Origin of the sequence: Chthonomonas calidirosea T49 (genome assembly GCF_000427095.1) — a bacterium.
In the GTDB taxonomy this organism is placed as follows: Bacteria; Armatimonadota; Chthonomonadetes; order Chthonomonadales; family Chthonomonadaceae; genus Chthonomonas; species Chthonomonas calidirosea.
This window is the reverse complement of the sequence record NC_021487.1, coordinates 3167258-3193258: the sequence shown is the minus strand read 5'-3', so window position 1 is coordinate 3193258 and position 26001 is coordinate 3167258. Positions and strand designations below refer to the sequence as shown.

Sequence of the window (26001 nt, the reverse complement as noted above, 5' to 3'; positions counted from 1 at the left end):
ATGAGACGCAAAATCCTCGGCCTTTTAGACGTAACAAGGCCGAGGATGTTCATTAAGTAGAGAATAAGCTTTAGGGGACGGTAAGAGAGTGGTCGCTCGATGTCTCCTCGACGGGTCGCTGCTGTTGAATAAGAGCCCAAGAGTAGACACGCCGATAGCAGGCGACACGACCATCAAGACTGGCGGGCAACACGTCCTCCTGCTCGAGCCACACTTCGCGCTTCCCATTAACCTGCCGATAAAGCCCCGGCATGACGCGCTCTCCGGCTAAGTAGAGGTCATGAAACTCTTCGCGCTCCACGAAGTCCCACATCATGATGAATTCTCCTTGTCCGCCATAGCCTATGGCGACATACATATTAGGTTTTTGTTGTGTTTTATAGGCGTGCTCGAAAGCCTTCAGGGGCTTCCGAACACGCAAGGGGAAGAAACGATAGTGCACAAATCCGGCCACTCGATAAGAGGCATCGAGACGGTTCCAGACGTACTGAGAGTGCTCTACCAAGCACTATTATCGGGTTGAAATGGAAACTTATATAGAGTGTTTTAAAGCAACAGAAGGGCAGTTACTAGGCACCAAGCTTTTCAGCGTAGCTTGCTGCTTCCTCCCAAAGTCGCAGAGCCTCCTCAAGTGCCTGTTGAACTCCTTGATACTCCTGCGAAAGAGCAACGACATTGTCTGTCGGTCTGGGATGATAAAGGCGCTCCTCTAGCTCCTTTAAACGTTTTTCGAGAGCCTCCACACGCCTTTCCGCTTCCTCCACCTGTTTACGTGCTTTGCGGCGTTCCGCGTTCAAAGCGTATCCGTTAACTGGGCCCTCAATAGCGCCAGATATCGCAGATTTGCGAGGGCTCTCGGCAACCAGACGTCCGAGAGCCGAATCGGGTCCTGCCACCTTTGCTACAGGGGTTGCCGAACCCGAGATACGTGTGCTGATAGGTTGGCGCCGCTCTCGGTAAAGACTATAGGGCATATCGTACCATCTTGCTTGACCTCCAGCGAGCTCCAAAGTCTTTTCTGTTGTCTGATCTAGAAGGTAGCGATCATGAGAAACGAGCAGAAGAGTCCCTTCATAATCCTTTAACATCTGCACAAGCGCTTCGCGCGATTCGATGTCGAGGTGATTAGTCGGTTCGTCTAACACAAGCAGATTGGGCTTCAGCCAAGTGATCTGCGCTAACACCAGCTTGTTTTTCTCACCACCCGATAAGAATTTCACCGGGCGAAAAACATCGTCGCCCACAAAGAGGAAGCGAGCGAGGTGGGTACGCGCTTCGAAGGGGGAGATCGTCCCCACTTCTAACATATTCTCTAGGACGGTGGCCTCCAGATCGAGATCGCTTGTATCTTGAGCAAAATAGCCCACGGTGACGTTGAGCCCGAATCGTACGATTCCTGCATCTGGCGTCTCCCTCCCTAAAAGGATACGTACCAGCGTAGATTTACCGGCCCCATTCGGCCCTACAATCCCTATACGCTCGCCGCGCTGCACAACCCCGCTAACGTTTTCAAACAGTTTTTTGCCCCCATACTGCTTGGTAAGTCCTTCGAAAACAAGAACCTCGCTTCCGCTCAAACGTTCCGGCTGTAGTTTGGCGCGAAGTTTTTTTCCGGTCGTTTTAGGAGGCTCAACAAGCCGCGCTTCTAGGCGTTCGGCCCAGCGTTTGCGCACCATTGCCTGGTTGCGTCGTGTAGGTGTACTTTTCCACTTTTCGTAGAACTCTATCAAACGCGCGATTTCACGCTGTTCGCGTTCATATATCTGCTCAATGCGCCTCTGTAAAGCCTGCTTTTGCTGTTGGAAGTTGGTATAATTGCCTCGATAGAACGTCAGTCTGCCCGAATCTAACTCGGCGATCTGCGTAACAATGCGGTCTAAGAAATAGCGATCGTGGGATACCAGCAACAGGGCGCCGCCAAACCCTTTTAAATAGCTCTCTAGCCATTCGATGGCCTCAATATCGAGATGGTTTGTCGGCTCATCTAAATAGAGAACATCTGGGCCAGAGAGGAGAACTCTTGCAAGAGCTAACCGTGTCTTTTCTCCCCCCGACAGGTAGCCGCAAGGCTTTGACAAGTCCTCCGGAGCAAAACCAAGCCGATAGAGCACCTGAGGGACATCGCGCAACGCCGCATATCCCCCCATAATCTCAAAACGCTCTTGCAGTTGGCTGTACTCCCAGATAACCGCATCCAGGTCTTCTCGCCTTATGGCCTCTGGAGAGAGCGATCCTATCTCGGCTTCGATTTGACGCATACGCCGCTCCATCTCCAAAATAGGAGCGAAAGCCGATTGTGCCTCTTCTAAAACGGTCTTCTGTGGATTGACGACCTCCTCTTGACGCAGATACCCAAAGCGAACTCCGCGGGCATAATTTACTCTGCCTCGATCGGGCACCTCTTCGCCGGCGAGAATGCGCACCAGGGTCGTTTTGCCAGCCCCATTATGACCCACTAAACCTACCTTTTGACCCCAACCCAATTGAAAGGTTACATCGGTAAAAAGTGTATCGCTGCCATAGGATTTTTCAAGGTTTTCAACCTGTACTAAGCTCATTGCGCGCCTGCTGCTTCACCAACCGTTTTATGCTAAATTCTAGATGTTCCCATCCTGCGGAGCTGAGTCTATATACCAGATTTGAGAAGGAACTAACAGCTGCAACGATCTGTTTCTTAATTAAGGAGGGCACAGCTTTGACGTGTAATCTCAGTCGTCTAGCCGATGGGGTTTAATGAGCTTATCCAATCTATCAATATTGCGTTGAACATCATCACTTTGCACGTCGTCAAAGCATATTAGGGTTATAATAATTAATTAGGTAGTTCTAGACCAGGCAGATGGGCCACGTTTCTTTACACTGCTCTATAATAGGAGAAAATACCTATGCTACATTCATTAACCTGTCTTGCTTATTTCGGCAAGAGGGCTGCTGTTACTATCTTGGTAAGTGCTAGTGGTTTACTCTTACAGAGCGTCTTGCCCGCGAAGGCTGCACCCGGCGTTCCGCCCGGAGCGTTTCTGCTCTATCCAGCCAATAGCACCCGCGAACTCGTCCAAGAAGTCGAACGCGAACCTGTAGTTGCTGATAGATACAAACGCCATTTCTATATTACAACAACGGGTGATGTAGAGCTTGCCCTCGCTCAACTTCATCTTACACGCCTTTCTTCCGACAGAGATCTGCCTGTTTGGTATGTTCATAACATCAACGGAGCAGAAATTATGGGCTATAAGCTGCGCCATGTGCCTGCAGGAACCCTGGTATTTGCCGATAGTAAGAATGCCCCCATCTTAATTGCTGAATGTGGCAATCCTATCGGAACCGTCGCTTTACCACCGGCTAAGAGCGTGGCTCATAATCAATTTGACTTAACACCTTCCCTAACAACGCCCGTCTCACCCGTCAATCCACAACCCTATACTCCTATCTCCACTCCAACGCGGATCGCCGATCTCGAAATACCCACCGCATCGGATGCCCTACCTTTGCGTCCTCCCGGACTGCCGCAAGCCCACTTTTCTGGCTTGCCGCTCACCGGTGCTCTTGCGCTTCCCTTTTTCTTCCACAGCGGCGGCTCCAATGGAGGGAACCTCCTTGGAGCGCTTCCGCCACAGTTCTCTAGCTCGGGCGGTTTTGCACCGCACGGTATCGTGCCGGAAGGCGGTTGGCTCTCTTTTGTGGCTGGCATGGGGCTTCCGTTGGTCTTTTTAAGAAAATACAAGAAGCGAGGCTAGCTATACCCTATGCAAGGTCGAATCTCATGCTTTAGCTGTCGTTCTGCGTGGATTGCCCTTAGCTTACTGACTCTGCTTTCTTTTTCTGTGGCCTACGCCGACTCGGTACAAGAACACTTTAATAAGGGGTTTCATCTCTACGAGTCCTGGGTTCAAAACCATCAAACGGACGATCTGGATCAGGCGCTTAAAGAGATGCAAGCCGCCCATAGGGAGGCCCCTAAAAGCCCTGTTATCCTCCAATGGATAGGGTTTCTCCAAATCGCGCGTGCCGACTATGCAGATGCAATAGATCCCCTTCAGCAAGCCATCCTCCTTGATCCAAAGCAAGGTCTTCCCTATGTGGATCTAGGGTTTGCTTACCACAAACTTGGTCTCTATCCGGATGCCGCCGAGGCCCTGCAGCATGCCATCGCGATCTACCGTGCCATGCCGAAGCCCGATGTACGCGACCCTTATCTCTATCGCTGCTATTTTGACCTCGGCACTGTCTATTTTGATGCGGCTACTAAGGCTCAGAACAGTGCCCAGAAAAGCGAGCTTCTGAAGAATGCCATTGCAGCCTACCAAAAAGCAGCCTCTTTACCTCCTAGTGCCTCCGTTACGGCGCCAACAGGCATTCCGAGTCTGTCCCCTCAATCGCTTGACCGCCCCGCTCTCTATATTGCTCTAGCCTCCGCATCGCTCAAAGCCGGCGATCTCACGCTCGCAGCCGATTCGGCTAGGCAGGCCACACAACTCGCGCCTGACCGAGAAGCCGCCTGGCGCCTTCTCGGTTTCATTCAGATGAAAGCTGCCGATCAATCGAAAAATGCAAATGCGCTCTCTGAGGCGCAAACTTCTTTCGAAAAGGCGTTATCCATCAACCCAAAAGACTATGAGGTACGAGAGGGCCTGGGTCGCATCTATCTTGTTCAGAACCGTTACCAAGAGGCCTATGAAGCGTTTCAACAGGCTGCGGCCGACCGACAAGCGGCGGGTCAGCAGGCTGCGCTACCTCCAGATATGCTCTATAACAGCGCGGTTGCGGCCCAAAAGGTAGGGAAGATCGAGGAGGCTATCCACCTGTTTCAAACCTATCTTCAAACAGCCCCCACGATGCGAGCGCTCTCGCCTGGCTCGGCGCCTGCTATCTTCAACAACACCAATACGACCAGGCAGTAGCAACCCTCCATCAAGCGCTCGAGATATCGCCGTCCGACACCACAGCCCGCCTTAATCTTGCTAGCGCGCTCGTCGCTCAAAAACAGTATGTACCTGCCACAAAAGAGTTACAAGAACTCGCCCAAAAAGAGCCTAACTCCCCTCTCGTCGCCTACCTGCTCGGAACGACCTTAGCGAACACCGGCGACTACACTGCCGCTGTGGACTCTTTGGAACGCTATGCCCAACTCGACCCTCAAGGCAAGGCCGTGCCAAACGGCGACGGATTTTGCGCTCTCGGTGATGCCCTCCAACACCTTGGCCGCAATGAGGAAGCGATCGCCGCCTACCGGAAAGCCACCCAGATCGCTGCCTCCAACGCATTGGCATGGCATAACCTAGGAATTCTCACTCTCCAGGAAGCTCTTCAGAAAAAGCTGCCTATCTCCGCACCCGAATGGCAAACGGCTCAAACAGCCCTTGATAACGCCGTCCGACTTAACCCTGATGACTACGCTGCTCTCGAAGCCCAGGCCACCCTGCTTGCCCAAGAGGGCAATGCTACCGCAGCTGTAGAAAAACTCCAGGCCGCCTTAAAACTCCACCCCAATTCGATCCCAGCGTTGCTTCTACTCGCCAAAACCCAAACCCAGTTAGGGCTCTATGCGGCGGCCGATAGCGCCTATCAGCAAGCTCTGAGTCGAGACCCACAGAATGTAGACATCGCGCTTCTTTATGCGCAAAACCTTTTGCATCAGCAAGAATATTCCAAAGCGGCACAGGTGTTAGCGCCACTTTATACGGCGAATTCCTCTCACCTGCAATTAGCCCTGTTCTATGCACGTAGCCTTCAGCTTGCCGGCCAAAAACAGGAGGCGATGGAGGTTTTGCAGAAGACGGTTACTCTGCCGCGACATGGGCCGGAGATGGCTCTCGGTTTACGTATGCTAGGCTACCTGCTTGTCACCAGCGGAGAACGTAAGAATTGGCAGCAGGCCGAAGAGATATATCGGCGGGCCCTTGTGGAACAACCTAATAGCGCAGAAGCCCTCAATGGACTCGGGCTTGCTATTCTCAAACTTGGACAGCCGAAAGCGGCGATCGCCTACTTTAAGAAGGCCATAACCATGGATCCCTCGTATGTAGATGCTGTTAACAACATTGGGGTCGCTCGTGAGCAGCTTGGCGATATCCCTGGCGCTCTCAGCGCTTTTCGCCGCGCTCTTCAAATTGATCCGCAGAACCAGGTAGCGCAAGAGAATCTCCAGCGATATCGCGGCTGGATCAAGGTGTTTGAGAACGGGTCCTCCTCTTAGCCAGTCTCCACATAGGACTTTATTAAAAAGAGGCGACACGTCGTCAAATGCGTCGCCTCAATCCACTTTAAGTTCTTAATAAGTTGTTGAGTCGCTAGTCCGGTTCAGGCAACGCTGGATTCGGAGGCGGAGCGACCCCGGCATCTGGTAACCCAACGATATGAAGGGTTACTATCTTATCATGCCCGATGGGTATGGTGAACACCTTGCCTTTACCCTGAAAGCCGCCGGGCACTGGACGCTCCAGAATATCCGTCTGTGTGATCTGAACCGGCACCGCAAAACGCAGTGTGGCGACGGTGTCTCGGCCTTGTGTCTCGAAAAATCGGAGGATATAGCCTTTACCGTCCTCGCAGTGCTTAAGCGCTCCGGCAACCAGATCGCCCCATCCTTTTGCATCGGTGAGCGTAAAGCGAGGTGGCGTTTCGGGTTTTGGTGGATGGGCATTTGTCACTACCGCCTGCAGGGGGATATTAAAGGCCTTTCCTAACTCTTCTGCTCGTGCAGCCCGCCAATCCCCGATATGCGGTATCAGAGCATAAGCGAAACGCTGCTCACCCTCATCCGGGTCAGGATCGGGGTCATGGGAGGAACGCAGCAAGCTAAGGCGGAAGACCGGCCCGTTCGCATCATTCCCATATTTGCTATCGTTCACAAAAGTAACCCCCCATAGCGCTTTACCGGGGCTTACTGTTGCTATTGTCGCCGCAAAGAGATGGAGAAGCGGGTTTTGAGGCAGCTCTATGCGCACAACGCGCGAACCGCTCGGCAAGGCAATTCGCACCATCCAGAGGTGCGCCGCAATATTTTCCCTTCCGCTTCCCTCATCTAGCAGGCGATAGGGAAAGTCCATCACGTCTTCTTCCGACTGCCCTCCTGTCACCCAATCCCCCATCGCTATAGCCTGCGTGATGGCATGCCCATCGGCGAGCTGTAGTTTTAGCAGCCCACCCTGGCTACCTAATGCGCCCGCTCCCACAAGAAAGAGGGTATTGCCCTTCGCTGTGGCCGGAACAGCTATCGTCTGCCCTTCACAGGCAACATTGTCGGGGCCGGATGTATTCCCATGCAGGTAGATCGGAAGTTTCAGAGCCCCCACTTTATGAATACCGGCAGGCGGAAATAGGCTACGCGGATACCCTCGTTGCTGTGAATCGAAATCGGCATTACTATCCGAGTTAAACAGACGATGCAGATCCAGCGGGGTCGCTGAAAGCAATCTCGTCCCACTATAGTCGGTCATATCCATCCACTTTTGACCAGGGTTCTCTTGGCCGTTGTCTGGTCTATCTATACTTCCATAGGGAATGGAGACATGCAACTTGGGATGCTGCATGGCTAGCGGAAACACCGCCTTCAGCATCTCGTTGTGTTCATGCCACTGCACGTCATTCTGCACATCCACCCGGTCAAGCCCATCGTAGAGCGATATCTCTTGTACATAAGAGGATTTATTCAACGCGTGCGTCACCTGAACGGTGGCAACAACTGGTCCGCTCGCCAACAGGCGAACCTGAGCCCCCTGAGTCGTCAGCAGTTGCTGTTGACCGGTGAAGTTAATGTTCCAGGCACTGCCTGTATCCCCTAGCAACTGCAGCCCATTCGCAGAGGCCGCCAAAAGCTCTCGTCCCATGCGCAGGTCTTCTAAACGTTGCATAAGCCCAGTTTGGGGATCGATCTCAAGACGCAGAAAGGCATTTTGCAGCACATAGTCGCCGGTGCGCCCTTTTGAAACCGAGAGATGCGATGCACAGGGCTTTTTAGAAAGGAAGTAGAGTTTATGTCCAAAACCGGGGACGTCTCGAGCGATAAACAGCAGCGTATCGGATGATAGGGCCTGTGCTGGAAAAAGATGGCCTGCCGTGTCCCTCACAGAATGATATAGAGTTGCTTGGGGAACGCTCAACTTGACTGGGCCGGTGCAAGCGTAGGAGAGTGCGTTCCAAACCACGACCGCTTTTTCACCCTGTTTCGCTCCACGCGTATCCACATGACTTGTGAGCGTTTGAAGGGCCTTTGCGGTTTGCTGATCTGCCCATTGACGTGCCGGAGTTAGATAGCTCTCCATCCAAGGATAGGTCGAATGGATGGCCGAGCCACACATAATGTCGTGGAACTGTGCAAATGCCGTTGGTTTCCAAGCCTCCTCAAACCCCTGCACTGGATATGGCAGGCCGCTCATCGCGGCTAGGGAGGAGAAAGCCTCTGCTGCGTAGAGGGCGTTCTCGGTGCTACGAACTGCCTTTTTAATATCGGCGTGAGTCGTGTAGCATCCTTCAAACGTGTACTGCAAATCTCTATCCACCACAGGGAGCTGTGCCGTGTTGGGGTCGGAGCGGAGAATATCGAAGAACTTATCGGCAGTGCAAAAATGTACATGGGGCATAAGGGGGTCTGCTTGTAACTGCTTACCCACAAGGATCATCTGGCGTGTTGGCCCTCCGCCATGGTCTCCTACCCCAAAAACGACCAAAGCCTTTTTTAGCCCAAAGCTATTCTCTATTTGCCACGGGCGCACCATCTGATCAACGGTAACTGGTTCATCATAACTATTCGTGCTAGCCTTTAGCACCCGGGAACCGTCAGGCGATTCCCACCAGCTGAAATAGATGCCATCATTACAGCGCATGTGGTAGTAGTTAACAATGCCCACATTACGTAGCAGTTGCGGAATTTGCCACGAGTGGCCGAACGAATCGGGTAGCCAGCCGGTTATAGCATAGCGTCCAAAATGTTTGTAAAAATAGCGCTGCCCCAAGAAAAGCGATCGAGCCAGAGCCTCACCAGAAGGCATATCGGTGTCCGATTCGTCCCAAAAGCCGCTTACCGGGTCCCATTGACCGCGTTGCACCGCTGCCTGCATTTCAGCGAACTCTTGCGGATAACGATGCTGAATCGGCACGTAGGCTCCGGGCTGGCTCTGCACAAACCCAAAGTCAGGAAATGCATTCATCAGTTTTAAAGCGCTGGCCCAGGTACGGTGGCATACATCTATGGTCTCAGGCCAAGGCCATAACCAATTCATATCTATATGAGCATGACCTACGTAGTAGACATCATAGTTTTGGGTAAGTGGACGCAAGCTCATGAGCGTTTCATGAGCAGCGGCCAGCTGCGCTGCCGATTGCTCCAAAGGAAGACTGGTAAGATGTTCGATATCTACCTTCGACTCGGCGGCCGCCAGCACGCTACGAATATGCGCGCTCTCTTGCTCGGGCACCTGCGTAGCAAGCTGTTGTAAAAACTGCGTCTCCTGAATGACCCAATCAAAATTTGGCTGCCACGGCTTCGGCGGTCCAAAAACCAAACGACTGAACATCAGCCGTCCATCTCCCGGCCCGTTAATGCCACGTACCGCGATAAAAAACTTTTCGCCTGGCTGCACATGAGGAGAGATCAGGACGTTGCCTTCATCCCAGTGGAAACTATCTCGCATCTCTCCATTTACATAGACTTCCCCATCGTCGTCCACCCCTATCTGCAGGTACATTGGGGCACCTTCCGTTGAAACCCCCGCAACCTTGTCGGGCACCACGATCTGTGTGCGAAACCAGACGCGCGTGTTCTCACCATGCCACACAAACCCAGGATGAACCGTCTGCCAATCTGCATCCGATATTGTAGGCATCTGGCCATCTGGAATGTCCGGTTGATGGAACTTCCAATCGTTAATCGTCATCACTCGACTGTCGCGTAGGAGCACAAGGGCATCTGTAAAGGAATCGGCGTATGCCCTACCGGGACTGCCGATAAGAAAAGTAAGACACCCAAAGAGCATTCCCCACAGACCAACGGCTTTGAGAATATCACTTCTACCTCGCATGAGAACCTGACTCCTTACGTTCATTCTGATTCGCCTTAATAAGCGGCAATATCGCACGAAACGAGGTGCTTCCCGCCTCTTCTAGCCATTCGTAGAGCACCATCTCGACCGATGAGGGAAGCGCCCCCACTTGAAACATCTTCCTTAATCCCAGTTCATGATCCCATTGGGAACGAGCCGCCACAGCATCGGCAACGATATGCACCTGATAGCCCTCTGCAAGCAGCCCTAACGCCGTTTGGCAAACACAGATATGCGTCTCCACCCCGCACAGTACCACTTGCCGTTTCTGTAGCGCTTGCAGTCGCGATACAAAATTCGAGGCTCCGGCACAATTAAAGCAGAGCTTATCTAACCATGTGTCTTCCTTTGGAAGCAGATCGGCTAGCTCCTTCGTAACTCCACCGAGCTTGTCGCGATTTTGTGTGGTGACCAGCAGTGGTATCCCAAGCGCTTGTGCCCCCTGTAACAAGAGGCGCGTGCTCCTCAATAAGCTTTCGGTATTAGGTAGGGTACGTAGGAGGGTTTCTTGAAGGTCAATAGCAACTAAAACGCTTTCGGTAGAGCAGAGCAAAGCCGGATGTTTTACCGTCATCGAAACTCCTCAGCTGTTCTTGGTCGTTTTTTAAGTTCCTCTTTAAAGACAAAAATTCCTGCCTCATAGAGCACCCTCTCTTGACAGAGAGGGCTTTTGGGTTTATAATTGCGATGATTAAGTGGAAAGTTCTTTCATTATGTTACCTCACTAACACGTCCATCGTCAGATATTTAGACGCGATACGATATGAACAATGTTTTAGAAGAGGGGGTCCTAGAAAAATCATGCTGCCAACATGGCTGGGCGGTCTAAAAAAATCTTTTTCCATAGAACTGGTTCTGCTGGTTGGAGCGCTTTTGGCGCTGAGTGGGTCGCATCTACAAGTCGCTGCAGAGGAAAACCTCACCGGCAATACGCTCAAAGCGCCGCTAGCCGTAGACTGGAAATTCACGGGACAAGCCTACCCAAACAATCCAACCGGCCCAGTTGTGGCCGATGGTACCATCTACTACGCTTCCGGCACACGTCTCTACGCGCTCGATGAACATATAGGTGCACAGAAGTGGGTCTACCCTGAAGGTAGCTATTTACCTAATCCTATTATGGCCACGCCGACCATCAGTGGTGACACCCTTTTTGTGCCTGAAGGCGACGGCCTCTACGCGCTGGATGCAGATACCGGTCGGCAAAAGTACCCAGCCTATAAAGTTCGTGGTGGCGTGATTAGCCATCCGGCCGTTTGGGGCGATAACGTCTACTTTATCTCCGGTTCCGAACGTCTCTATGGAATTAAGGCTTCCAATGGTCATCCCATTAACCCCCTTCTCGGAGGCGGTATTCCCTTGCCAGGAGCTTTAGAGGGCGATGTTACCACCTACAACGGCATGCTCTACTTCTGCACCTCCAATGGGGAGATACATGCGGTGGATGCGCAGTCCGGGGCACAGAAATGGCATGCCTCGGTACTTGGAGTGACGGTGTTCTCTACCCCTGCCGTCTCTCAGAACTACATCTATGTTGCTGGCCAATCGGCTATAACCTGCCTCCGCACCGACAACGGTCTCGTGGTGTGGTCTTTGCCGGCAAGAAACGATTTCACCGCACCTGCAGCTGTCGATCCCGATGGAAACGTCTATGTGTGCACAGCGAACCTAAAGGTCTATGCCTTAACATCCCAGAGGAAACCTCTCTGGAAAACAGTACCTGAAGTTGATTTTCCTATTAATGCTGCACCCATCATTTCCGGCAACCTGCTTATTGTGTGCAGTGCCGAGGCCGGGGTCTACGCATATGACCGCAATACGGGTGAACTCGTATGGGACTACTCTATCCAGCCCTCTTCTCTCGACCCGAATAGATTGCCTGAAGAAAACCATGTGCTGGCAACACCCGCTGTAGATAATGGACACCTGTTCGTCGTATCCGACGATGGATCGGTTACCTGCTTTAGCAATAGTGCTATCGATCTGATACCGCCGATCATTACACCCCTCGCCCCAGAACGTGGAGAGTACTGTAAAGGTGAACCTCCTTTTATCGTCCGAGCCCACATCTTCGATTTCGGTTCAGGCCTCAAGCCATCTAGTGTTACGCTGACAATAGATGATCGCCCTATCAACCAAGTTACGAAAGAAGATCTGATTAACGGTAAAGATGGTTTTACTTTTGATAAAGATAAAGGCATTTTGGAATACGACATTCAACCAAAAACGACTGGGGTTTCGAATTCCTTCTCCGATGGTCACCACACCATTACAATAACAGCTCAAGACTGGAAAGGAAATCAGAAAACGGAAACCTGGTTGTTTACCACCGGCGACGCCTACCCCATTGAACGCGCCCTACGCACTCAAAACACGCAGGGCACAAATACAGCGGGAGGTAGAGGCGGTCGTCCTGGCCTTGGCAGCGGTGGGGGCGGAAACGGTGGAGGAGATTAAGCCGACCGCCTCCACCGCCAACGAAAAATCTCTTCTTGCGCTTCTCAGGCTAGCGAATCTACAGCTTAGCCCTAAGATTACCGGGGCGCTTCTCGAGCGGTATTGCGCAGCACCTGAAGCGCTCTTTGAGGCCACCGATAGAGAGTTGGCAGAGATACCCGACCTAGATTTGCAGGCGCACCATGTAGCGCGCTTGCGAGACTTGGCCTATATCCCTACTGCCTCCCAACGCCGGTGGTTGGAGCGCAGTGATACAGCCCTCCTCTGGAAGGGACACCCAAACTACCCTAGCTCCCTTCTCGACATCTACGACCCCCCGGCGATTCTATTCCTACAAGGAAGCTATCGGAAATTCGATCTAACCTCTGTGGCGATCGTGGGGTCGCGCCATGCCACGCCCTACGGTGTCCATGTTGCCGAACGTATCGCCCGCGAGTTGGCCGCCTACAGAATCATCGTGATCAGCGGGGGTGCACGCGGTATTGATGCTGCCACCCATCGCGGTGTTTTGGAGAAAAAAGGACGCACCTTGGCGGTGCTAGGCTGCGGTCCAGATGTCGCTTATCCGCGCGAGCATCGCGCTCTGTTTCAGGCTATTGCGCAGCAGGGGGCTCTCGTTTCAGAGTACCCGCCCGGAACCCAGCCAGAAGCCTGGCGTTTTCCCGCACGTAACCGCGTTATCAGCGGTCTTGCCCAGGCCGTCCTTGTTGTCGAAGCTCCCATCAATAGCGGTGCCCTTATCACGGCACGCTATGCGCTTGAACAGGGAAGATCGGTACTTGCCGTGCCAGGTGATATCAACCGTCCGGCAAGTGCCGGCACCAATGCTCTGTTGAAAGAAGGCGCCATTGTGGTTACAGAAACTGCCGATGTCCTCTACGCTCTTGGACTTACCGCCTTAGCAGCTAAGCCTCGCCAACCAACTCTGGACTTCGATACAGGCCAACCCAACGTGTTCGATACCTCGCATCTGAACGAACTGCAGCGGAAGCTTGTGGAGTCTCTTTCGCTCACTCCACGTCATATCGATCAGATCGCTCAGGAGGTACAGCGGTCTGTATCCGAAGTGAGCACGGAAATGACCCTACTAGAGCTGTCGGGCTTCGTTCAGCGCTTGCCGGGGAACACCTATGTGCGCGGCCAGTCGCTTTGAATTTCAGGTGGCAGGCTCCGAGGTCGTCTCTAAAAGCTCAATCGGCAGCCCTTGAGAGCGTTTGTCAAGCTGGCTCCAGAGTAGGGTTAGCAGCACACACACCAAGTACCCTCCAACATTCATGTAGATAGCTTTCGGCGCTCCCACATGGTTCGCGACAAACCCGATCTCTAGCCCTCCCAATGGCATGAGCCCTCCAAAAACGAACGAATAGATAGCCATAACCCTTCCACGAAGCGAATCGGGTACCTGCTCCTGAACCACGGTGTTCGCTGTGATGCCAAAGGCGGTCATAAAAATGCCACTCAGCATGAGCGCAGGCATGGCAGGCAGCTCCGAATGGCAAGATCCAAAGAAAAGCAGAGTGATTCCAAAGAAAATGGCAGACGTATAGAGGAGAAACCGACGAGCAAAACGATGGGAGAAAGAGGCCACCAAGAGCCCGCCAATTGCCGCTCCCACCCCACTTGCCGACATCATACGCCCTAAGATGACAGCAGAAACCTGCTTACGTACTGCAAAAGAGGCGCCTGCCAGTGCCGCAAACTTATCAGAATAGACCGGATAGAGGGTCGAAACCGACCAAGCTCCCAAACTCGCCGCGCCCACAAGCAGTATCACTCGCAGTGGGCCTCGGTTCCTGGCTAAATAGTGGAAACCGCTTACCAAAGAGAGTTGATGACTCACGGGCACAAAGGGTGGGAGATGCATCATGAGAAGAGAAATGATAACGGCAATATAGCTTAAGCCGTTAAGGAAGAAACAGGCGGTGGCTCCAAAATGCGCCAGCGTAACGCCGGCCAAGAAGGGTCCGCACACGCGGGCCACATTGAACTGCAAGGAGTTGAGCGCAATAGCATTTCCGAGCATTGCTGGGTCGTCCACCATTTCACTAACAAAGGCCTGTTGTGCCGGCATGTTATAGGCGTTTACCACACCGGAGAGGGCTGCTAGCAGAGCGATATGCCAAGGACGAATGGGCACTACCCAGTTTGTGTTGAGCAACGCAAGGGCAAAGGCCAAAAGCATAGCAGCGGCCTGAGTGATCACCAGGATTGTCCGACGCGGGTATCTATCAGCCGCTTTACCGCCATGAAGGGTCAAAAGGACATAGGGAATGGCTCCAGCTCCCGTAACAATGCCGAGCCAGCTTGCCGAATGGGTAATCTCATAGACGAGCCACTGCTGCGCCATGGTCTGCATCCAGGTGCCGACCACGGAAATAAACTGCCCAACAAAAAAGAGGCGAAAGTTACGAGAACGAAGCGCAAGAAAAGGCGTAGGCCGGATTGGCTGCGCCGAACTATTCAAACCGCAACGCCTCGATGGGATTGAGTGCGGCGGCCTTACTTGCCGGGTAGATTCCAAAGAACAACCCTACGCCTGCCGAGACAACCAAACCCGCTATCACTGCACGCGGGTCTACAATCGTGTTCCAGCCTCCTACCGTCGCCAAGAGATGCGCTCCGATTACTCCAAGGGCGAGACCTATGATCCCCCCAATAAGAGAGATAATTGAGGACTCGATGAGGAACTGCAACAAGATGTCGCGCGGGGTAGCGCCAATGGCCTTACGAATGCCGATCTCGCGTGTGCGCTCGGTAACCGAAACCAGCATAATGTTCATAATCCCGATGCCACCCACAACCAGCGAGATAATCGCAACGATAGAGAGCAGAGAGGTCATTGTACCGGTCACACTCTGTTGCCGATTCATTAAATCAGTTTGGCTTCGTATCTCAAAGTCGTCGTTTTGAGGAAAAGGCGGTTGCAAGTGGTGCTGGTTCCTTAGATAGTTTGCGATCTGCTCCATGGCCAGCGGCATCATCTTGGCACTTGTGCAGCGCACATTCATTGCGTCGATATTCGTCGTATTTGCAATGCGCTGCATTACCGTGGTGATCGGCGCAAGAATCACATCATCCTGATCTTGCCCAAAGATGCCGGAGCCTTTTGGGGTTAACTCGCCGATCACCAAAAAGTCTTGGTTGTTGATAGAGATATGCTGCCCAACAAGATCGTTGTCAGCACTGCCTGTTAGGCTTTCCACAACGGTTTGTCCCACGACGCACACCTGCCGTACGCCGTCAATATCGCTTTGATCAAAGAAGCGGCCGCGCATAACGGAAGCGTTATTCACGAAAGGATACTCTGTGTTCGTTCCTTCCAAAGTGGTGGTAGCATTGTTATCTTGAAAACGGATCTGCACACTGCGACGCACAATGGGCGCGACGGCCGCTATGGCCTGCGTAAAGTTTTTCGCTATGGCGTTGGCTTCGTCCAGTGTAAGGCGATTTGGCGGCGCCGGTGGTGTTGGGAAGCCGTTGCTTGTCGTCGTAGTAGTACTGCTGTCGGACTGTGCGGCCAAGGCAGCTGCAGGGGCAATGTGAAGGCGCGGCGGACCGTTCCACACGAAAAGCAAGTTCGTTCCTAACTCGTCAATGGTCTGCTTTACGCGCTGAGTGGCTCCCTCGCCTATAGCGACAACAAGGATCACGACGCCGACACCAATAATGATGCCGAGCATCGTGAGAAACGTTCGCATTTTGTTTCCAGCCAACCCTCGAAGGGCGATACGTGTGGATTCTAGCAGATTCATCTCTTTACACCTGCTGCATTTGAACTTCTAGACGACGTTTCTGTTCACGTTCTCGCTCCGCTACCATCGCCGCGAGCGCCTCACGTGCATAGATTCGGTTGGTGACAGGCTCATCATCCACGATGCGGCCATCTCTAATCGTAACGATACGTTTCGCATGACGTGCTATATCCGGCTCATGCGTCACCATGACGACGGTGATGCCTTCGTCGTTGAGATTTTGAAAGATATCCATAATCTCCTCACTTTGGAGGCTGGAGAGATTTCCAGTAGGCTCATCCGCCAGAATAAGGAGCGGCTCGGGGGCAAGGGCACGTGCGATGGCTACCCGTTGCTGTTGACCTCCCGAAAGCTGGTTTGGCCAGTGATCGAGTCGATCCCCCAATCCCACTCGCTCTAAGGCTGCAATAGCACGCTCGGTTCGATCTTTCCGACGTGCATAAACTAATGGCAGCTCCACGTTTTCCAAAGCCGTTGTCCTCGGAAGCAGGTTAAACCCTTGAAAGACAAAACCTATCTTCCGATTACGGATATGGGCTAACTCCACCTCATCCATCTCGGCCACCTCGATCCCATCTATCTGATAGGAGCCAGTGGTAGGGGTATCAAGGCAGCCGATGATGTGCATGAGGGTAGATTTACCCGATCCGGAGGGACCCATAATGGCCACAAACTCTCCACGATAGATATCGAGATCAACCCCGTCGAGAGCTTGCACAAATTGATCACCCATCTCATATACCTTGGTGATCCCTCGAAGGCGCAGCATGGGTTCTTCGACTGTCATTAAGCCCCTCCGTTAGACGGTTTCTTCTGTTTGTTGTTATTGTTACTCGTGAACGGCGAAGCATTACCCCACATAGGTCTATTAGAGCTGGCCGTACCGGCACGCACTATGACATCGCCTTCGTTTAAACCGGCAAGAATAGCGGTATTGACGCCATCGCTCCCCCCTACCTTCACCACATGGGGCGTAATGACCTGCTTCCCATCTTTCATCGTCAACACATCCACGGTAGCGCCGTGTACACCTAAATGCACCGACTCGGCAGGCACAAGCAATACATTAGACAGCTTACCTACATGGATGATGACATTAGCCGTCATATCGGGCTTGAGTCCAGGATATTGGTGATCAAGCGAGATCGTTACGTCGTAGGTTACCACGCCCTGCATGATCGTTGAACCCGAAGCGATCTTGGAAACATGCCCTTTAATCACCATATGCGGGAAGGCATCCACCGTGCAGTCGGCCTCTTGACCAAGCTTCACTTTGCCGATATCGGTCTCATCCACATAGGCATCTATCTGCAGACGATGCAAGTCAGCGACAATAATAAGGGTCGGTGCCGATAAACCGGCTACCAACGTCTCGCCCTGTTGGGACGCTAGTTGGAGAACCGTACCGGTTATCGGGCTACGGATAATCGTTTTGTTGACTTGGGCGTTCCAATAGGCCACCTGTTGGCGTGCTGCTGCCACCTGATCTTGGTCCTGCACAATGGTCTGTTGCTTTAAGAGGTTCTGAGTGAGGTTAGCTTGGGCAGAAATGAGATTTGCTTTTGCCTGATTCACGACGGCCTGGGCGTTACGGACATCGGCCTCTTTCACAGCGTTCTGATAGACCTCGGCTTTAGCGGCATCGTAGGCCGCTTTGGCCGAGTCCAGATTCTGTTGAGCCTGGGTCACTTGGTCTTGTGCGGTTTGTAGATCCGCTGTCACCTTCTGACGAACGAGCTCTACATTCTGCTGTGCAGCAGCCACCTGGGCCTCATCCACCGTGTAGGTCGCTTGGGCATCGTCCACCGCACTCTGAGCCACAAACCCTTTCTGCAACAGTTGCTTCTGTCGTTGCAGGTTCAGCTCAGCGTCATGTGCCGTTGCCTGCGCCTGAGTCAGCTGCGCCTGCGCCGTGGCGATCTCAAGGTTCGCACTCGCCTGGGTCTGGCGAAGAGTGGCCTGTGCTGTGCTAAGAGCGGCTTTGGCGGCAGAAAGTGCCGCTTGCGCCTTTTGTATATCGGTGCGCGTCTGCTCCTCCTGCTGGCGCGCTGCTGCCTTAGCGGATGCAAGCTGAGCCTCTGCACTGCGCAGTTGTGCCTTTGCCTGAGTAACAGCGCTGTTGGTTTGGTCTTTAAGCATCTGTACCCCAGAGAGGTCTTGTTCCAGCTTCATCTCGGCCGCTGCAAGGTTAGCCTGGGCCTCGTTACGCTGTGCGGTGATATCCGGCAGATCCAACTCAGCAATGGGAGCGCCCTTGTGCACGATCTGACCAACATCGGTATAAAGGCGTTTGATAACACCCGTAAGTTGGGAGCCAATCTTCACCTCAGCCCCTGTTTGAGCGGTAACACTTCCTGTGGCGGAGATGGTCTCCTCTAAATCGCCTCGCACAACTTTAGCTGTAATCAGCGGAGACTCCGCCTCTTTCGAGGCATGCGTAGCGCTCCACCCCCACCATCCGAGAGCTACAAGCACACCTACTGTCACAATACTGGGCCAAGGGCGGAGACGACGGCGTGTTTTACGGCGCAAGGCTACTGTATGCGGATTCGACACCGATTCCATCTTGTTTTTCCTCACGAGGTCCGAAGACCAAGAGTCCTCATTTTTTGATAGCAATAAGTAGAGAAGAGCTTGTATTTAGGCAAGACCTTCTCTAAATACGTTTAGCAGAACGATCTTTGCGCCCATTTTGGGTACAGTGGTTCGTATATCCTTATTATTTTGGACGACAAACTATCTGCAAAGTTATCCCAAATTTTTTACCCAAAAGCCGCCCTACCGTTGTATGCCACGAACAAAGTGCCTTCATCTATTGCCAGAGCCGTTACGCAGTGCTTTGTGTACCCCGACTAAGAACAGGGGGAGGCATATTGCCTCCCCCTGTTCTTAAATTACGCTCTAAGGGCGACTGGTCGGACTTGAACCGACGACCTCCAGGGCCACAACCTGGCACTCTAACCGGCTGAGCTACAGTCGCCATGTTATTTCCTATGCTAGCACGGAACGCCCCTTTTTGTCAAGAGGAGAATGACACCTCAAACCGTTTTTTGAGGTATGCTTTTCTTAATGGAATTCGGTATAGAAGGCAGATGAGTTCTAATGAACTTCATACGGCATATAACACCTCTCTTCACCTTGTTTTTCCTGTTGTTCGTACTTCCCTTGCGTGGTCTCTGCACGCCCCCCGCCTTTATGATCGGCGCCGATCTCTCTTTTCTCAAATTCGCAGAAGATGAGGGCGACGTCTTTTTCGAGAACGGCAAGCCCGTAGATGTGCTTCAATTGCTCAAAAACCACGGGTACAACTGGGTCCGGCTCCGGCTCTTCGTGCATCCTACCGACCTCCCAAATAACCTTGACTACACCATCGCTCTTGCAAAGCGTGCTAAAGCGCTGGGCTATCATTTTCTGCTCGATCTACACTACTCGGATACATGGGCCGACCCGCATCATCAGATCACGCCGTCAGCGTGGCAAAATCTCAGCCATCCTGAACTGGTGAAAACAGTTTTTCGCTACACCAAAGACACGATAGAAGCTTTCCGCAAGGCCAATGTCATGCCTGATATGGTTCAGATCGGCAATGAGGTTTCCGTTGGCCTGCTTTGGCCGGATGGGAAACTACCGGAACACTGGGACCATTTCGCCGACCTTATGAAGGCTGGTATTTCCGGTGTATACGCCGCTTGCCCCACCAAGCTTCGACCATGGATCATGATCCACATTGACCGAGGCGGCGATTGGCAATATACGCATCTCTTCTTCGATAGACTTGCCGCATACCATATTCACTATGACATCATAGGTCAATCCTACTACCCTTGGTGGCATGGCAGCCTCGAGGAACTTCAGCAGAATATGCGTCTCACTGCGCAAACCTATCATAAGCCCATTGTCATCGTGGAAACCGCGTATCATTGGCAAAAAGCGGAATACCCCAATGGTAATGGGCCTTTCCCCGAGACGCCTGAAGGGCAAAAGCAGTTCTTACAGACGGTCTACCAGATCGTGCAGAGCACCCCTGATCACCTCGGGGTAGGCGTCTTCTGGTGGGAACCCGCCGTGCCGTTTCATGGCACATACGCCAGCTTAGTATCCCGAAGCTTCTTTAATGAAGACCATGAGGCGCTTCCTGTTATCATGGCCTTCGACGGTTACACATCCGGTATAGGTGTTCCGTCATCAACTTCGTCAGAGAAATAAAAAATCTTTGTTTTGGGAGGCCTCGCGCATGTTGCCTGTCATCAAACACAGCACCTACAAACTATTGGGGATTAGCGTGTTCCTTATGGGAGCTACCTGTTTTCCTGCAGCCCAAACACTGCCTGGGCTACCGGCGCAAACGGCTCCCTCTACCCAACAGACCACAACTTCCTCAACGCCCCCCACACCGGCACCCGGCTCCTCTGTAGATTTTCGTACCCGTCCTCCCTGGCCGGTAGCGGCGCATATTCTGAAACGTACTCCCGACATGAACGGTATCATCCAAGACGATCAATGGAATCCGTTCTACACGGTGACTTCCGGCCCCATCACCGGTACCGTTTTTTGCGACTGGGACGATAACTATCTCTATGTCGCTGCCCGTACCTCTCAACCGGCTACGCTCATCATTGATGTGGATGCCTCCGACAACGGATGGCTGCGTGGCTCCGACAACCTCGAACTCGTGGTAGGCCCCGCCGGCCCCAACCAAAAGCCGGCTCTGGTAGCGCGCGTGCTCGATGCGTCAAGCGCTAAAGACGTTCCTTTTTGGACGACACAAGGCCTCGATGTCAACGCCATTCTCACCGCAGGGCGCCTTATCAACGGCACCCAAGAGGTCGAGGTTGCCATTCCTAAAGATACCGCGGGGCTCCTTCCTACTGCGGGAGCGACCATAGGTCTGCGCGTCGAGTTCATTCCTCCTATCGCCCCTACAGCCTATACTCCAACAGCTCCCTACGAACCGCACCTTCTCCTCGACGCAAACCTTGTTAACTCCGAAGTGCAGACCGTGCCGGGAATTAACCCACATCTAGAGCTCTCCGACTATCGGTGCATTGCCGGCCAGAAGCTCTTTGCCACCCTCTTTTTACTGAACCAAACCGACCAAACCATTCACCTGCGCTCGGTTCTATGGCAGGGTACAGGTAACTCTAAGAACGCGGTAGATACTATTAGTACGGTCACTCCTCCTTCATTGCCCCCGCACAAAACGGTAAAATTTGGCTACAAGACTATTCTTCCAAAAGACCTTCCGCTAGGCAACTACACCTTGCAAGTAACCGCCACCCTAGACGACGGGCGCCAGGTGAGCGCCTCGGCCTCGTTCACCGTGGTAGAGCCCATCGAAGCCCACCTTCAACCTTATCCCGATCCCCTCTACATCTCTGGCACGACGCGCCTTGATCTGCGTGTGGTGATCACCAGTGCGGTGCCCGATCACTTCCGTGGACGGCTGGAGATTCTTCAATATCCAAAGGCATGGCAACTGGAGGGAAAACCAGAGCGGAGCGTTGTGGTCTATGGAGAGGACGCCACCGGCACCTCCCATGTCTATTTCAACTTGCCGGCCGATACAAAGCCGGGAGATTACCCCATTGAAGCGCGCATTATATGGTTCGACAAAACCTGGCCGCTCCACTGCACGGTGCATGTTGTAGGGAACGAGGCCCTAACCCCACCCCCGAACAAGAAGTAGCCTTTATGAACGAGTATGCCATCGAAACGGTTGGCCTTTGTAAACGGTTTGGTAGGTTTGAGGCTGTCCGAAGCCTCGACCTGCAAATACCGCGAGGTGAGGTTTTTGGACTGCTTGGCCCTAACGGCGCGGGCAAAACCACCTCCATCCTTATGTTGCTCGGCAACATTCGCCCGACCGATGGTCACGGTTTCCTACTGGGGAAGCCCTTAGGCAACATTGAGGTAAGGAAACATGTGGGTTTTCTGCCGGAGAAATTTCAGTTTCACGACTTTCTCACGGCCACCGAATTCTTAGATCTCCACGGAAAGCTTGCGGGAATGAACGCCTCCGATCGCGCAAGGCGCATTCCCGAAGTGCTTAGGCAGGTGGGCCTAGCAGAACGGGCTCACACCCGTATCCGTGAGCTCTCCAAAGGGTTGCAACAGCGCATCGGGCTCGCACAGGCGATGCTCCATAAACCTCAACTGATCGTTCTTGACGAACCTACCTCCGCCCTCGATCCCCTAGGGCGTCGGGAGGTGCGCGATATCATTCTGCAGCTTCGCAATGAAGGCTGCACGGTGCTGCTGAACTCCCACCTGCTCTCGGAAATCGAAATGACCTGCAACCGTGTGGCGATCATGAAGAGAGGTGAGGTTGTTGCTCAAGGCCCGATAGAGGAACTTCTGGCTTTCTCCTCGGTTGTAGAGATCGAGGTGGCCGATATGAACGATGCGGCGATGCAGGCGCTGCGGCAAGTGGCGACACGGCTTAAGTTCGAGAGCGTGCCACCTCGCAAAATTTTGGCATGGGTGCCATCGGAGGCGGACGTTCCAGAGCTGGCGCGCGCAGTGGTGTGTAATAACGCCAAACTCCTAGCCCTGGTACCTAAGCGCGAAACGCTAGAAGAGCTTTTTCTGCGAATTGTTGCAGAGAAGGAGTCGGCCGTTAAGAAATAGCGTAGAGAAAAAGCCTGACGCCGCCGTCATCGTAGCCTCTCAGGGTTTTGCGAGGGCGTACGGAGCGTCTCTAACGTGAAGAGATACCAACGGCCTCCCCGATGTGCTTGAATCCGTCTCGCTCCAGAAGCCATAGCAGCCCCTGATTGATTCTCAGCGGCAAAAAAGGCCCTTCATAGATCAAACCCGTGTAGATCTGAACAAGCGACGCCCCTGCCTTTATACGTTGGTAGGCCTCTTCTGCGCTATCTATCCCTCCTACCCCGATAATCGGCACCTGTCCACCCGTTGCTCGATAGAGCCGTTTTAATGTGGCCACTGCTCGTTCGCGTAGTGGTGGGCCGCTCAACCCACCTTCCTCCGTTAATCCTTCGAAAGCCCCCTCTCTTGCCACCGTTGTGTTCGTCGCGATAATGCCAGCGATCTGTTGTTCAAGTACAACCTCCGCCACATCGCAGATATCTTCTGGGGCCATATCGGGGGAGACCTTTACGAACAGCGGCACCGCCCGCTGTCCGCGCGCTACCGCTAGGCTTTCGCTCTCCTCTTTTAATAGGGCCAACAGATCGCGTAATCGGTCTTTCTCTTGCCATTGGCGCAGCCCTGGTGTATTTGGAGAAGAGACGTTAACCGCAATGTAGCTGGCGTAAGGGGCGAGTCGCCTAAAACTGGCCCGGTAGTCGTCCAGCGTAGCCGCCTTGCCTTGAACATTTCGCGTCTTGCCGATATTTACCCCAATAGGGAAGGGCAGCCCTTTTCCGCCCTGAACCAGCGAGAGACGATAGGCTACCATATCTGCACCATCGCTGTTAAACCCAAGTCGGTTGAGAATGGCTTTGTGTTGAGGAAGGCGAAACAGACGCGGTTTTGGGTTACCGGGTTGAGGCTGGGCGGTCACCGTGCCCACCTCCACAAACCCAAACCCCAAGCGCGGCCAAATGGGAATGGCCAAGGCATTTTTATCACAACCCGCTGCAAGCCCTACTGGGTTTGGGAAAACGATGCCTGCTATCTCTTGGCTTAGAGCGGGATCCGTGAAGGGACGACGACACCTCACAAGTCGCCCCATTCGGGCCAACAAAGCGAGGGTGCGCTCATGGACGCTCTCAGCATCTTGAGCGAAAAGTAGCGGACGAAGCACACGTCGGTAGATCATACGGGGTCGTCCTCCTCACGCATATATTCCACCTGGACAATCTCGATAGTTGCCGCTCTATGCCCAAGAATAGGCGCATCCGGGTCAATCACGGCGGCCGTCAAAGGGCCTCCATAGACAGCCCCGGTATCGAGACCTATCTTGTTTCGTTGGATCAACGGGCGGCCATCCGGCTGGGGCGTGTGCCCAAAAACGATCAGACGCCCTCCGATCAAGGGTTTATAGGAGAGAAATGGCTCCCGAATCCAGAGGCGAGGGTCTAAACCATACGCCGCATCCTCCCATTTCATACCGGGAGGCACGACCCCGGCGTGAACGAAATGATAGTTTCCACAAATATACTCCATCTGAGTCGCCTGCAAAAAGGCGATGTGTTCCGCCGGAATAGCCTCTTTCCAGTGAAGCATGTCCGTAGGTTGATAAGAGAGGAGAGTTTCGACCCCACCGTTCTCCAGCCAAAGATAGGTCTGCTCACTGTGAAGCACAAACCCCTCCTTGGCCGCAGGCTGTGTGGGAGGACCGTCAAGTGCATCGAGCATAAGCTGTTCGTGGTTGCCGCGCAGAAAAATGGTGTTTGGGCGCTCTTTTTTTAGAGCGATCAGCAGATCCACAACGGCACGAGAGTTCTCTCCCCGGTCTACATAGTCTCCCAGAAAAACGAGCCTGTCTATCTCCCGCAAAGGACGCGTGCGTAGCCTCTCTAAGAGAACCCGAAGTTGCGCTATTTGGCCGTGAATATCTCCAATGGCAACGATCAGAGGTCGGCCTTCCTCCATCGCTTTAGAGATCGTGGAGGTAACGGTTCTGCGCATCAACCAAGATAGCCCTCGCTTTTACCGGTTCTTCACTCAAACAAAAGGCCACAATAATTACCCTGTCACCAACGCGCACTTTATGAGCAGCTGCTCCGTTCACCACGATCTCCCCTTTTCCTGCCTCGCCTTCCATCACATAGGTCTCGAAGCGTTCCCCATTCTCTACATCCCACACATGTACGAGCTCACCGGCCAGCAGCCCCACACGCTCCATTAGCTCCCGATCTATCGTGATACTCCCCTCGTAGTTCACGTTAGCATCGGTTACTCGTGCATGATGTATCTTGCTTTTTAAAAACGTCAGTAGTCGCATACGTCTTCTATGAAAAGCGGATCCTCGTCTCGTATTTTTTCAACTCGGCATTATACCCGCAACTCTCAAACCTGTGTCACACAAGACACCGAAAACAGTTCTATCCTTCCATGGCCATAGAAAAGGTGTTCATATCGCAAAAAAGTGAGAAAATTTTCTAAAAAATCCATTAAACCTCTTGCATCCTCGCTTTTTTTCTGCTAAACTAAGAGTAAAGCGATATACTTTCTAACAGTGGCAAGGGCTGAAGTGGTATCTTTTCCCAGTCTTATCTTACGTACAAACGAACGCACTTCTATGCTATCGGAGAGAGTTTCATCGCCACATTCGATCAACACCTTCTAAGGAGGTAGACTGTGAATTCACCTTCATTTGAAGAACAAGAGCACCGCAGCCTGCTTCACCGCATCAAAGACATGTTTTTAGGCCCCGACGATCAGGAGGACGAGGCTGAAGAGCATCCTAGTGAAGCGGAGGTCGCTCGTAGACCTCAACAACCTCTGCGCCTTCACACGGCTCGCACAAGCCGTGTGGCCGTGCGGCGGAATGCTCAGGTTTTCGAGGATGCCCGCGTAACGGCCGATGGGCTTAAAATGGGCGAGCAGCAGATCGTCAACCTAGAGAAAGCCTCCCCCCAGATGGGAGAGCGCATCATAGATTTTCTTAGTGGAGTCTGCTATGCGCTCGACGGCACGGTGGAGCGCATTGGCGATCGGGTCTATCTCTTTGTCCCTGCTAACGTCGAAGTAGAGGTAGACGAGGGCACCGCGAGCTCAGGCAACACCACACGTTCTACAACCCCCTAAAGCCGATGCAACGGCCTAGGCCGCCATCGTTGGCA

General features: G+C 53.1%; 20 protein-coding genes, 1 tRNA gene and 1 pseudogene. 10 read left to right on the top strand and 12 right to left on the bottom strand.

Translation table 11 applies throughout. The features are described from left to right. Positions 1-70 precede the first annotated feature (70 nt). Both CCALI_RS16410 and abc-f read right to left on the bottom strand, forming a co-directional pair. A complete protein-coding gene (locus CCALI_RS16410; RefSeq protein WP_156415925.1) occupies positions 71-316 on the bottom strand; it encodes a hypothetical protein in 246 nt (81 codons plus the stop codon). Between the two features lie 253 nt (positions 317-569). Further along, positions 570-2558: a ribosomal protection-like ABC-F family protein gene (gene abc-f, locus CCALI_RS13390; RefSeq protein ID WP_016484006.1), complete on the bottom strand. Its 1989-nt coding sequence runs from the start codon at positions 2556-2558 to the stop codon at positions 570-572. Between the two features lie 327 nt (positions 2559-2885). On the opposite strand from abc-f, the gene CCALI_RS13385 reads away from it, so the two are divergent. The 4 genes and pseudogenes from CCALI_RS13385 to CCALI_RS16965 all read left to right on the top strand — a co-directional run bounded on the left by CCALI_RS13385 (position 2886) and on the right by CCALI_RS16965 (position 6196). Further along, on the top strand, positions 2886-3737 hold the full coding sequence (locus CCALI_RS13385) for a hypothetical protein (RefSeq protein WP_016484005.1): 852 nt from the start codon (positions 2886-2888) through the stop codon (positions 3735-3737). A gap of 9 nt (positions 3738-3746) precedes the next feature. Further along, positions 3747-4901, top strand: coding sequence for a tetratricopeptide repeat protein (locus CCALI_RS13380; protein ID WP_044949282.1), 1155 nt, complete (start codon positions 3747-3749; stop codon positions 4899-4901). Beyond that, positions 4877-5662: pseudogene (locus CCALI_RS16970) on the top strand (tetratricopeptide repeat protein); the annotation flags it as partial. The gene CCALI_RS13380 and the pseudogene CCALI_RS16970, both read left to right, overlap by 25 nt. A gap of 96 nt (positions 5663-5758) precedes the next feature. Then, entirely contained in the window at positions 5759-6196 is a 438-nt protein-coding gene (locus CCALI_RS16965; RefSeq protein ID WP_425481502.1) for a tetratricopeptide repeat protein, read from the top strand. Between the two features lie 94 nt (positions 6197-6290). On the opposite strand, the gene CCALI_RS13370 is transcribed toward CCALI_RS16965, so the two are convergent. Continuing rightward, on the bottom strand, positions 6291-10019 hold the full coding sequence (locus tag CCALI_RS13370) for an alpha-mannosidase (protein ID WP_016484004.1): 3729 nt from the start codon (positions 10017-10019) through the stop codon (positions 6291-6293). Continuing rightward, on the bottom strand, positions 10009-10614 hold the full coding sequence (locus CCALI_RS13365) for an isochorismatase family protein (RefSeq protein ID WP_016484003.1): 606 nt from the start codon (positions 10612-10614) through the stop codon (positions 10009-10011). Before CCALI_RS13365 ends, CCALI_RS13370 begins: the two co-directional genes overlap by 11 nt. A 227-nt stretch (positions 10615-10841) precedes the next feature. Between CCALI_RS13365 and CCALI_RS13360 the strand changes: the two genes are divergently transcribed. Both CCALI_RS13360 and dprA read left to right on the top strand, forming a co-directional pair. Further along, positions 10842-12497 carry an outer membrane protein assembly factor BamB family protein gene (locus CCALI_RS13360; RefSeq protein ID WP_016484002.1) on the top strand — a complete coding sequence of 552 codons (1656 nt, stop codon included), beginning with the start codon at positions 10842-10844 and terminating at the stop codon, positions 12495-12497. Then, a complete protein-coding gene (gene dprA, locus CCALI_RS13355) occupies positions 12469-13650 on the top strand; it encodes a DNA-processing protein DprA (RefSeq protein WP_231730013.1) in 1182 nt (393 codons plus the stop codon). Before CCALI_RS13360 ends, dprA begins: the two co-directional genes overlap by 29 nt. Before the next feature lie 3 nt (positions 13651-13653). On the opposite strand, the gene CCALI_RS13350 is transcribed toward dprA, so the two are convergent. The 5 genes from CCALI_RS13350 to CCALI_RS13330 form a co-directional block, all read right to left on the bottom strand. Continuing rightward, the gene (locus CCALI_RS13350) at positions 13654-14961 is read right to left on the bottom strand and encodes an MFS transporter (protein ID WP_016484000.1); all 1308 of its coding nucleotides are present in this window, start codon (positions 14959-14961) and stop codon (positions 13654-13656) included. Next, a complete protein-coding gene (locus CCALI_RS13345) occupies positions 14954-16249 on the bottom strand; it encodes an ABC transporter permease (protein WP_016483999.1) in 1296 nt (431 codons plus the stop codon). Before CCALI_RS13345 ends, CCALI_RS13350 begins: the two co-directional genes overlap by 8 nt. A 4-nt stretch (positions 16250-16253) precedes the next feature. Next, positions 16254-17036 carry an ABC transporter ATP-binding protein gene (locus CCALI_RS13340; RefSeq protein WP_016483998.1) on the bottom strand — a complete coding sequence of 261 codons (783 nt, stop codon included), beginning with the start codon at positions 17034-17036 and terminating at the stop codon, positions 16254-16256. After that, positions 17036-18814: an HlyD family secretion protein gene (locus CCALI_RS13335; RefSeq protein WP_016483997.1), complete on the bottom strand. Its 1779-nt coding sequence runs from the start codon at positions 18812-18814 to the stop codon at positions 17036-17038. Before CCALI_RS13335 ends, CCALI_RS13340 begins: the two co-directional genes overlap by 1 nt. Positions 18815-19155: 341 nt before the next feature. Next, a tRNA-His gene (locus tag CCALI_RS13330) sits at positions 19156-19229 on the bottom strand. Positions 19230-19351: 122 nt separating this feature from the next. Here CCALI_RS13330 and CCALI_RS13325 point away from each other — a divergent pair. From CCALI_RS13325 to CCALI_RS13315, 3 genes are read left to right on the top strand one after another with little or no spacing between them, the layout of a single operon-like run. Beyond that, a complete protein-coding gene (locus tag CCALI_RS13325) occupies positions 19352-20455 on the top strand; it encodes a glycoside hydrolase family 53 protein (protein WP_016483996.1) in 1104 nt (367 codons plus the stop codon). 28 nt (positions 20456-20483) lie between these two features. Continuing rightward, complete coding sequence (locus CCALI_RS13320) at positions 20484-21935, top strand: DOMON domain-containing protein (RefSeq protein ID WP_016483995.1); 1452 nt, start codon at positions 20484-20486, stop codon at positions 21933-21935. A 5-nt stretch (positions 21936-21940) separates the two neighbouring features. After that, entirely contained in the window at positions 21941-22876 is a 936-nt protein-coding gene (locus CCALI_RS13315) for an ABC transporter ATP-binding protein (RefSeq protein WP_016483994.1), read from the top strand. Positions 22877-22946: 70 nt separating this feature from the next. On the opposite strand, the gene CCALI_RS13310 is transcribed toward CCALI_RS13315, so the two are convergent. Genes CCALI_RS13310 through panD form a run of 3 tightly spaced genes read right to left on the bottom strand, consistent with a single transcriptional unit; the run spans position 22947 to position 25160 of the window. Beyond that, on the bottom strand, positions 22947-24032 hold the full coding sequence (locus CCALI_RS13310; protein ID WP_016483993.1) for a quinone-dependent dihydroorotate dehydrogenase: 1086 nt from the start codon (positions 24030-24032) through the stop codon (positions 22947-22949). Further along, positions 24029-24844, bottom strand: coding sequence for a metallophosphoesterase family protein (locus tag CCALI_RS13305; protein ID WP_016483992.1), 816 nt, complete (start codon positions 24842-24844; stop codon positions 24029-24031). Before CCALI_RS13305 ends, CCALI_RS13310 begins: the two co-directional genes overlap by 4 nt. Further along, positions 24813-25160 carry an aspartate 1-decarboxylase gene (panD, locus tag CCALI_RS13300; protein WP_016483991.1) on the bottom strand — a complete coding sequence of 116 codons (348 nt, stop codon included), beginning with the start codon at positions 25158-25160 and terminating at the stop codon, positions 24813-24815. The genes CCALI_RS13305 and panD overlap by 32 nt, the downstream gene beginning before the upstream one ends. A gap of 356 nt (positions 25161-25516) precedes the next feature. Between panD and CCALI_RS13295 the strand changes: the two genes are divergently transcribed. Further along, positions 25517-25966, top strand: a complete 450-nt coding sequence (locus CCALI_RS13295) for a cell division protein SepF (protein ID WP_016483990.1) — start codon at positions 25517-25519, stop codon at positions 25964-25966. Positions 25967-26001 lie beyond the last annotated feature (35 nt).

What these genes read in the sequence shown, in the direction of transcription:
- CCALI_RS13315 (WP_016483994.1), top strand. Translation starts at nt 21,941, where the DNA reads ATGAACGAGTATGCCATCGAAACGGTTGGCCTTTGTAAACGGTTTGGT.
- CCALI_RS13340 (WP_016483998.1), bottom strand. Translation starts at nt 17,036, where the DNA reads ATGACAGTCGAAGAACCCATGCTGCGCCTTCGAGGGATCACCAAGGTA.
- CCALI_RS13310 (WP_016483993.1), bottom strand. Translation starts at nt 24,032, where the DNA reads ATGATCTACCGACGTGTGCTTCGTCCGCTACTTTTCGCTCAAGATGCT.
- CCALI_RS13360 (WP_016484002.1), top strand. Translation starts at nt 10,842, where the DNA reads ATGCTGCCAACATGGCTGGGCGGTCTAAAAAAATCTTTTTCCATAGAA.
- panD (WP_016483991.1), bottom strand. Translation starts at nt 25,160, where the DNA reads ATGCGACTACTGACGTTTTTAAAAAGCAAGATACATCATGCACGAGTA.
- CCALI_RS13305 (WP_016483992.1), bottom strand. Translation starts at nt 24,844, where the DNA reads ATGCGCAGAACCGTTACCTCCACGATCTCTAAAGCGATGGAGGAAGGC.
- CCALI_RS13345 (WP_016483999.1), bottom strand. Translation starts at nt 16,249, where the DNA reads ATGAATCTGCTAGAATCCACACGTATCGCCCTTCGAGGGTTGGCTGGA.
- abc-f (WP_016484006.1), bottom strand. Translation starts at nt 2,558, where the DNA reads ATGAGCTTAGTACAGGTTGAAAACCTTGAAAAATCCTATGGCAGCGAT.
- CCALI_RS13325 (WP_016483996.1), top strand. Translation starts at nt 19,352, where the DNA reads ATGAACTTCATACGGCATATAACACCTCTCTTCACCTTGTTTTTCCTG.
- CCALI_RS13380 (WP_044949282.1), top strand. Translation starts at nt 3,747, where the DNA reads ATGCAAGGTCGAATCTCATGCTTTAGCTGTCGTTCTGCGTGGATTGCC.
- CCALI_RS13370 (WP_016484004.1), bottom strand. Translation starts at nt 10,019, where the DNA reads ATGCGAGGTAGAAGTGATATTCTCAAAGCCGTTGGTCTGTGGGGAATG.
- CCALI_RS13365 (WP_016484003.1), bottom strand. Translation starts at nt 10,614, where the DNA reads ATGACGGTAAAACATCCGGCTTTGCTCTGCTCTACCGAAAGCGTTTTA.
- CCALI_RS13335 (WP_016483997.1), bottom strand. Translation starts at nt 18,814, where the DNA reads ATGGAATCGGTGTCGAATCCGCATACAGTAGCCTTGCGCCGTAAAACA.
- CCALI_RS13320 (WP_016483995.1), top strand. Translation starts at nt 20,484, where the DNA reads ATGTTGCCTGTCATCAAACACAGCACCTACAAACTATTGGGGATTAGC.
- CCALI_RS16410 (WP_156415925.1), bottom strand. Translation starts at nt 316, where the DNA reads ATGATGTGGGACTTCGTGGAGCGCGAAGAGTTTCATGACCTCTACTTA.
- CCALI_RS16965 (WP_425481502.1), top strand. Translation starts at nt 5,759, where the DNA reads ATGGAGGTTTTGCAGAAGACGGTTACTCTGCCGCGACATGGGCCGGAG.
- CCALI_RS13385 (WP_016484005.1), top strand. Translation starts at nt 2,886, where the DNA reads ATGCTACATTCATTAACCTGTCTTGCTTATTTCGGCAAGAGGGCTGCT.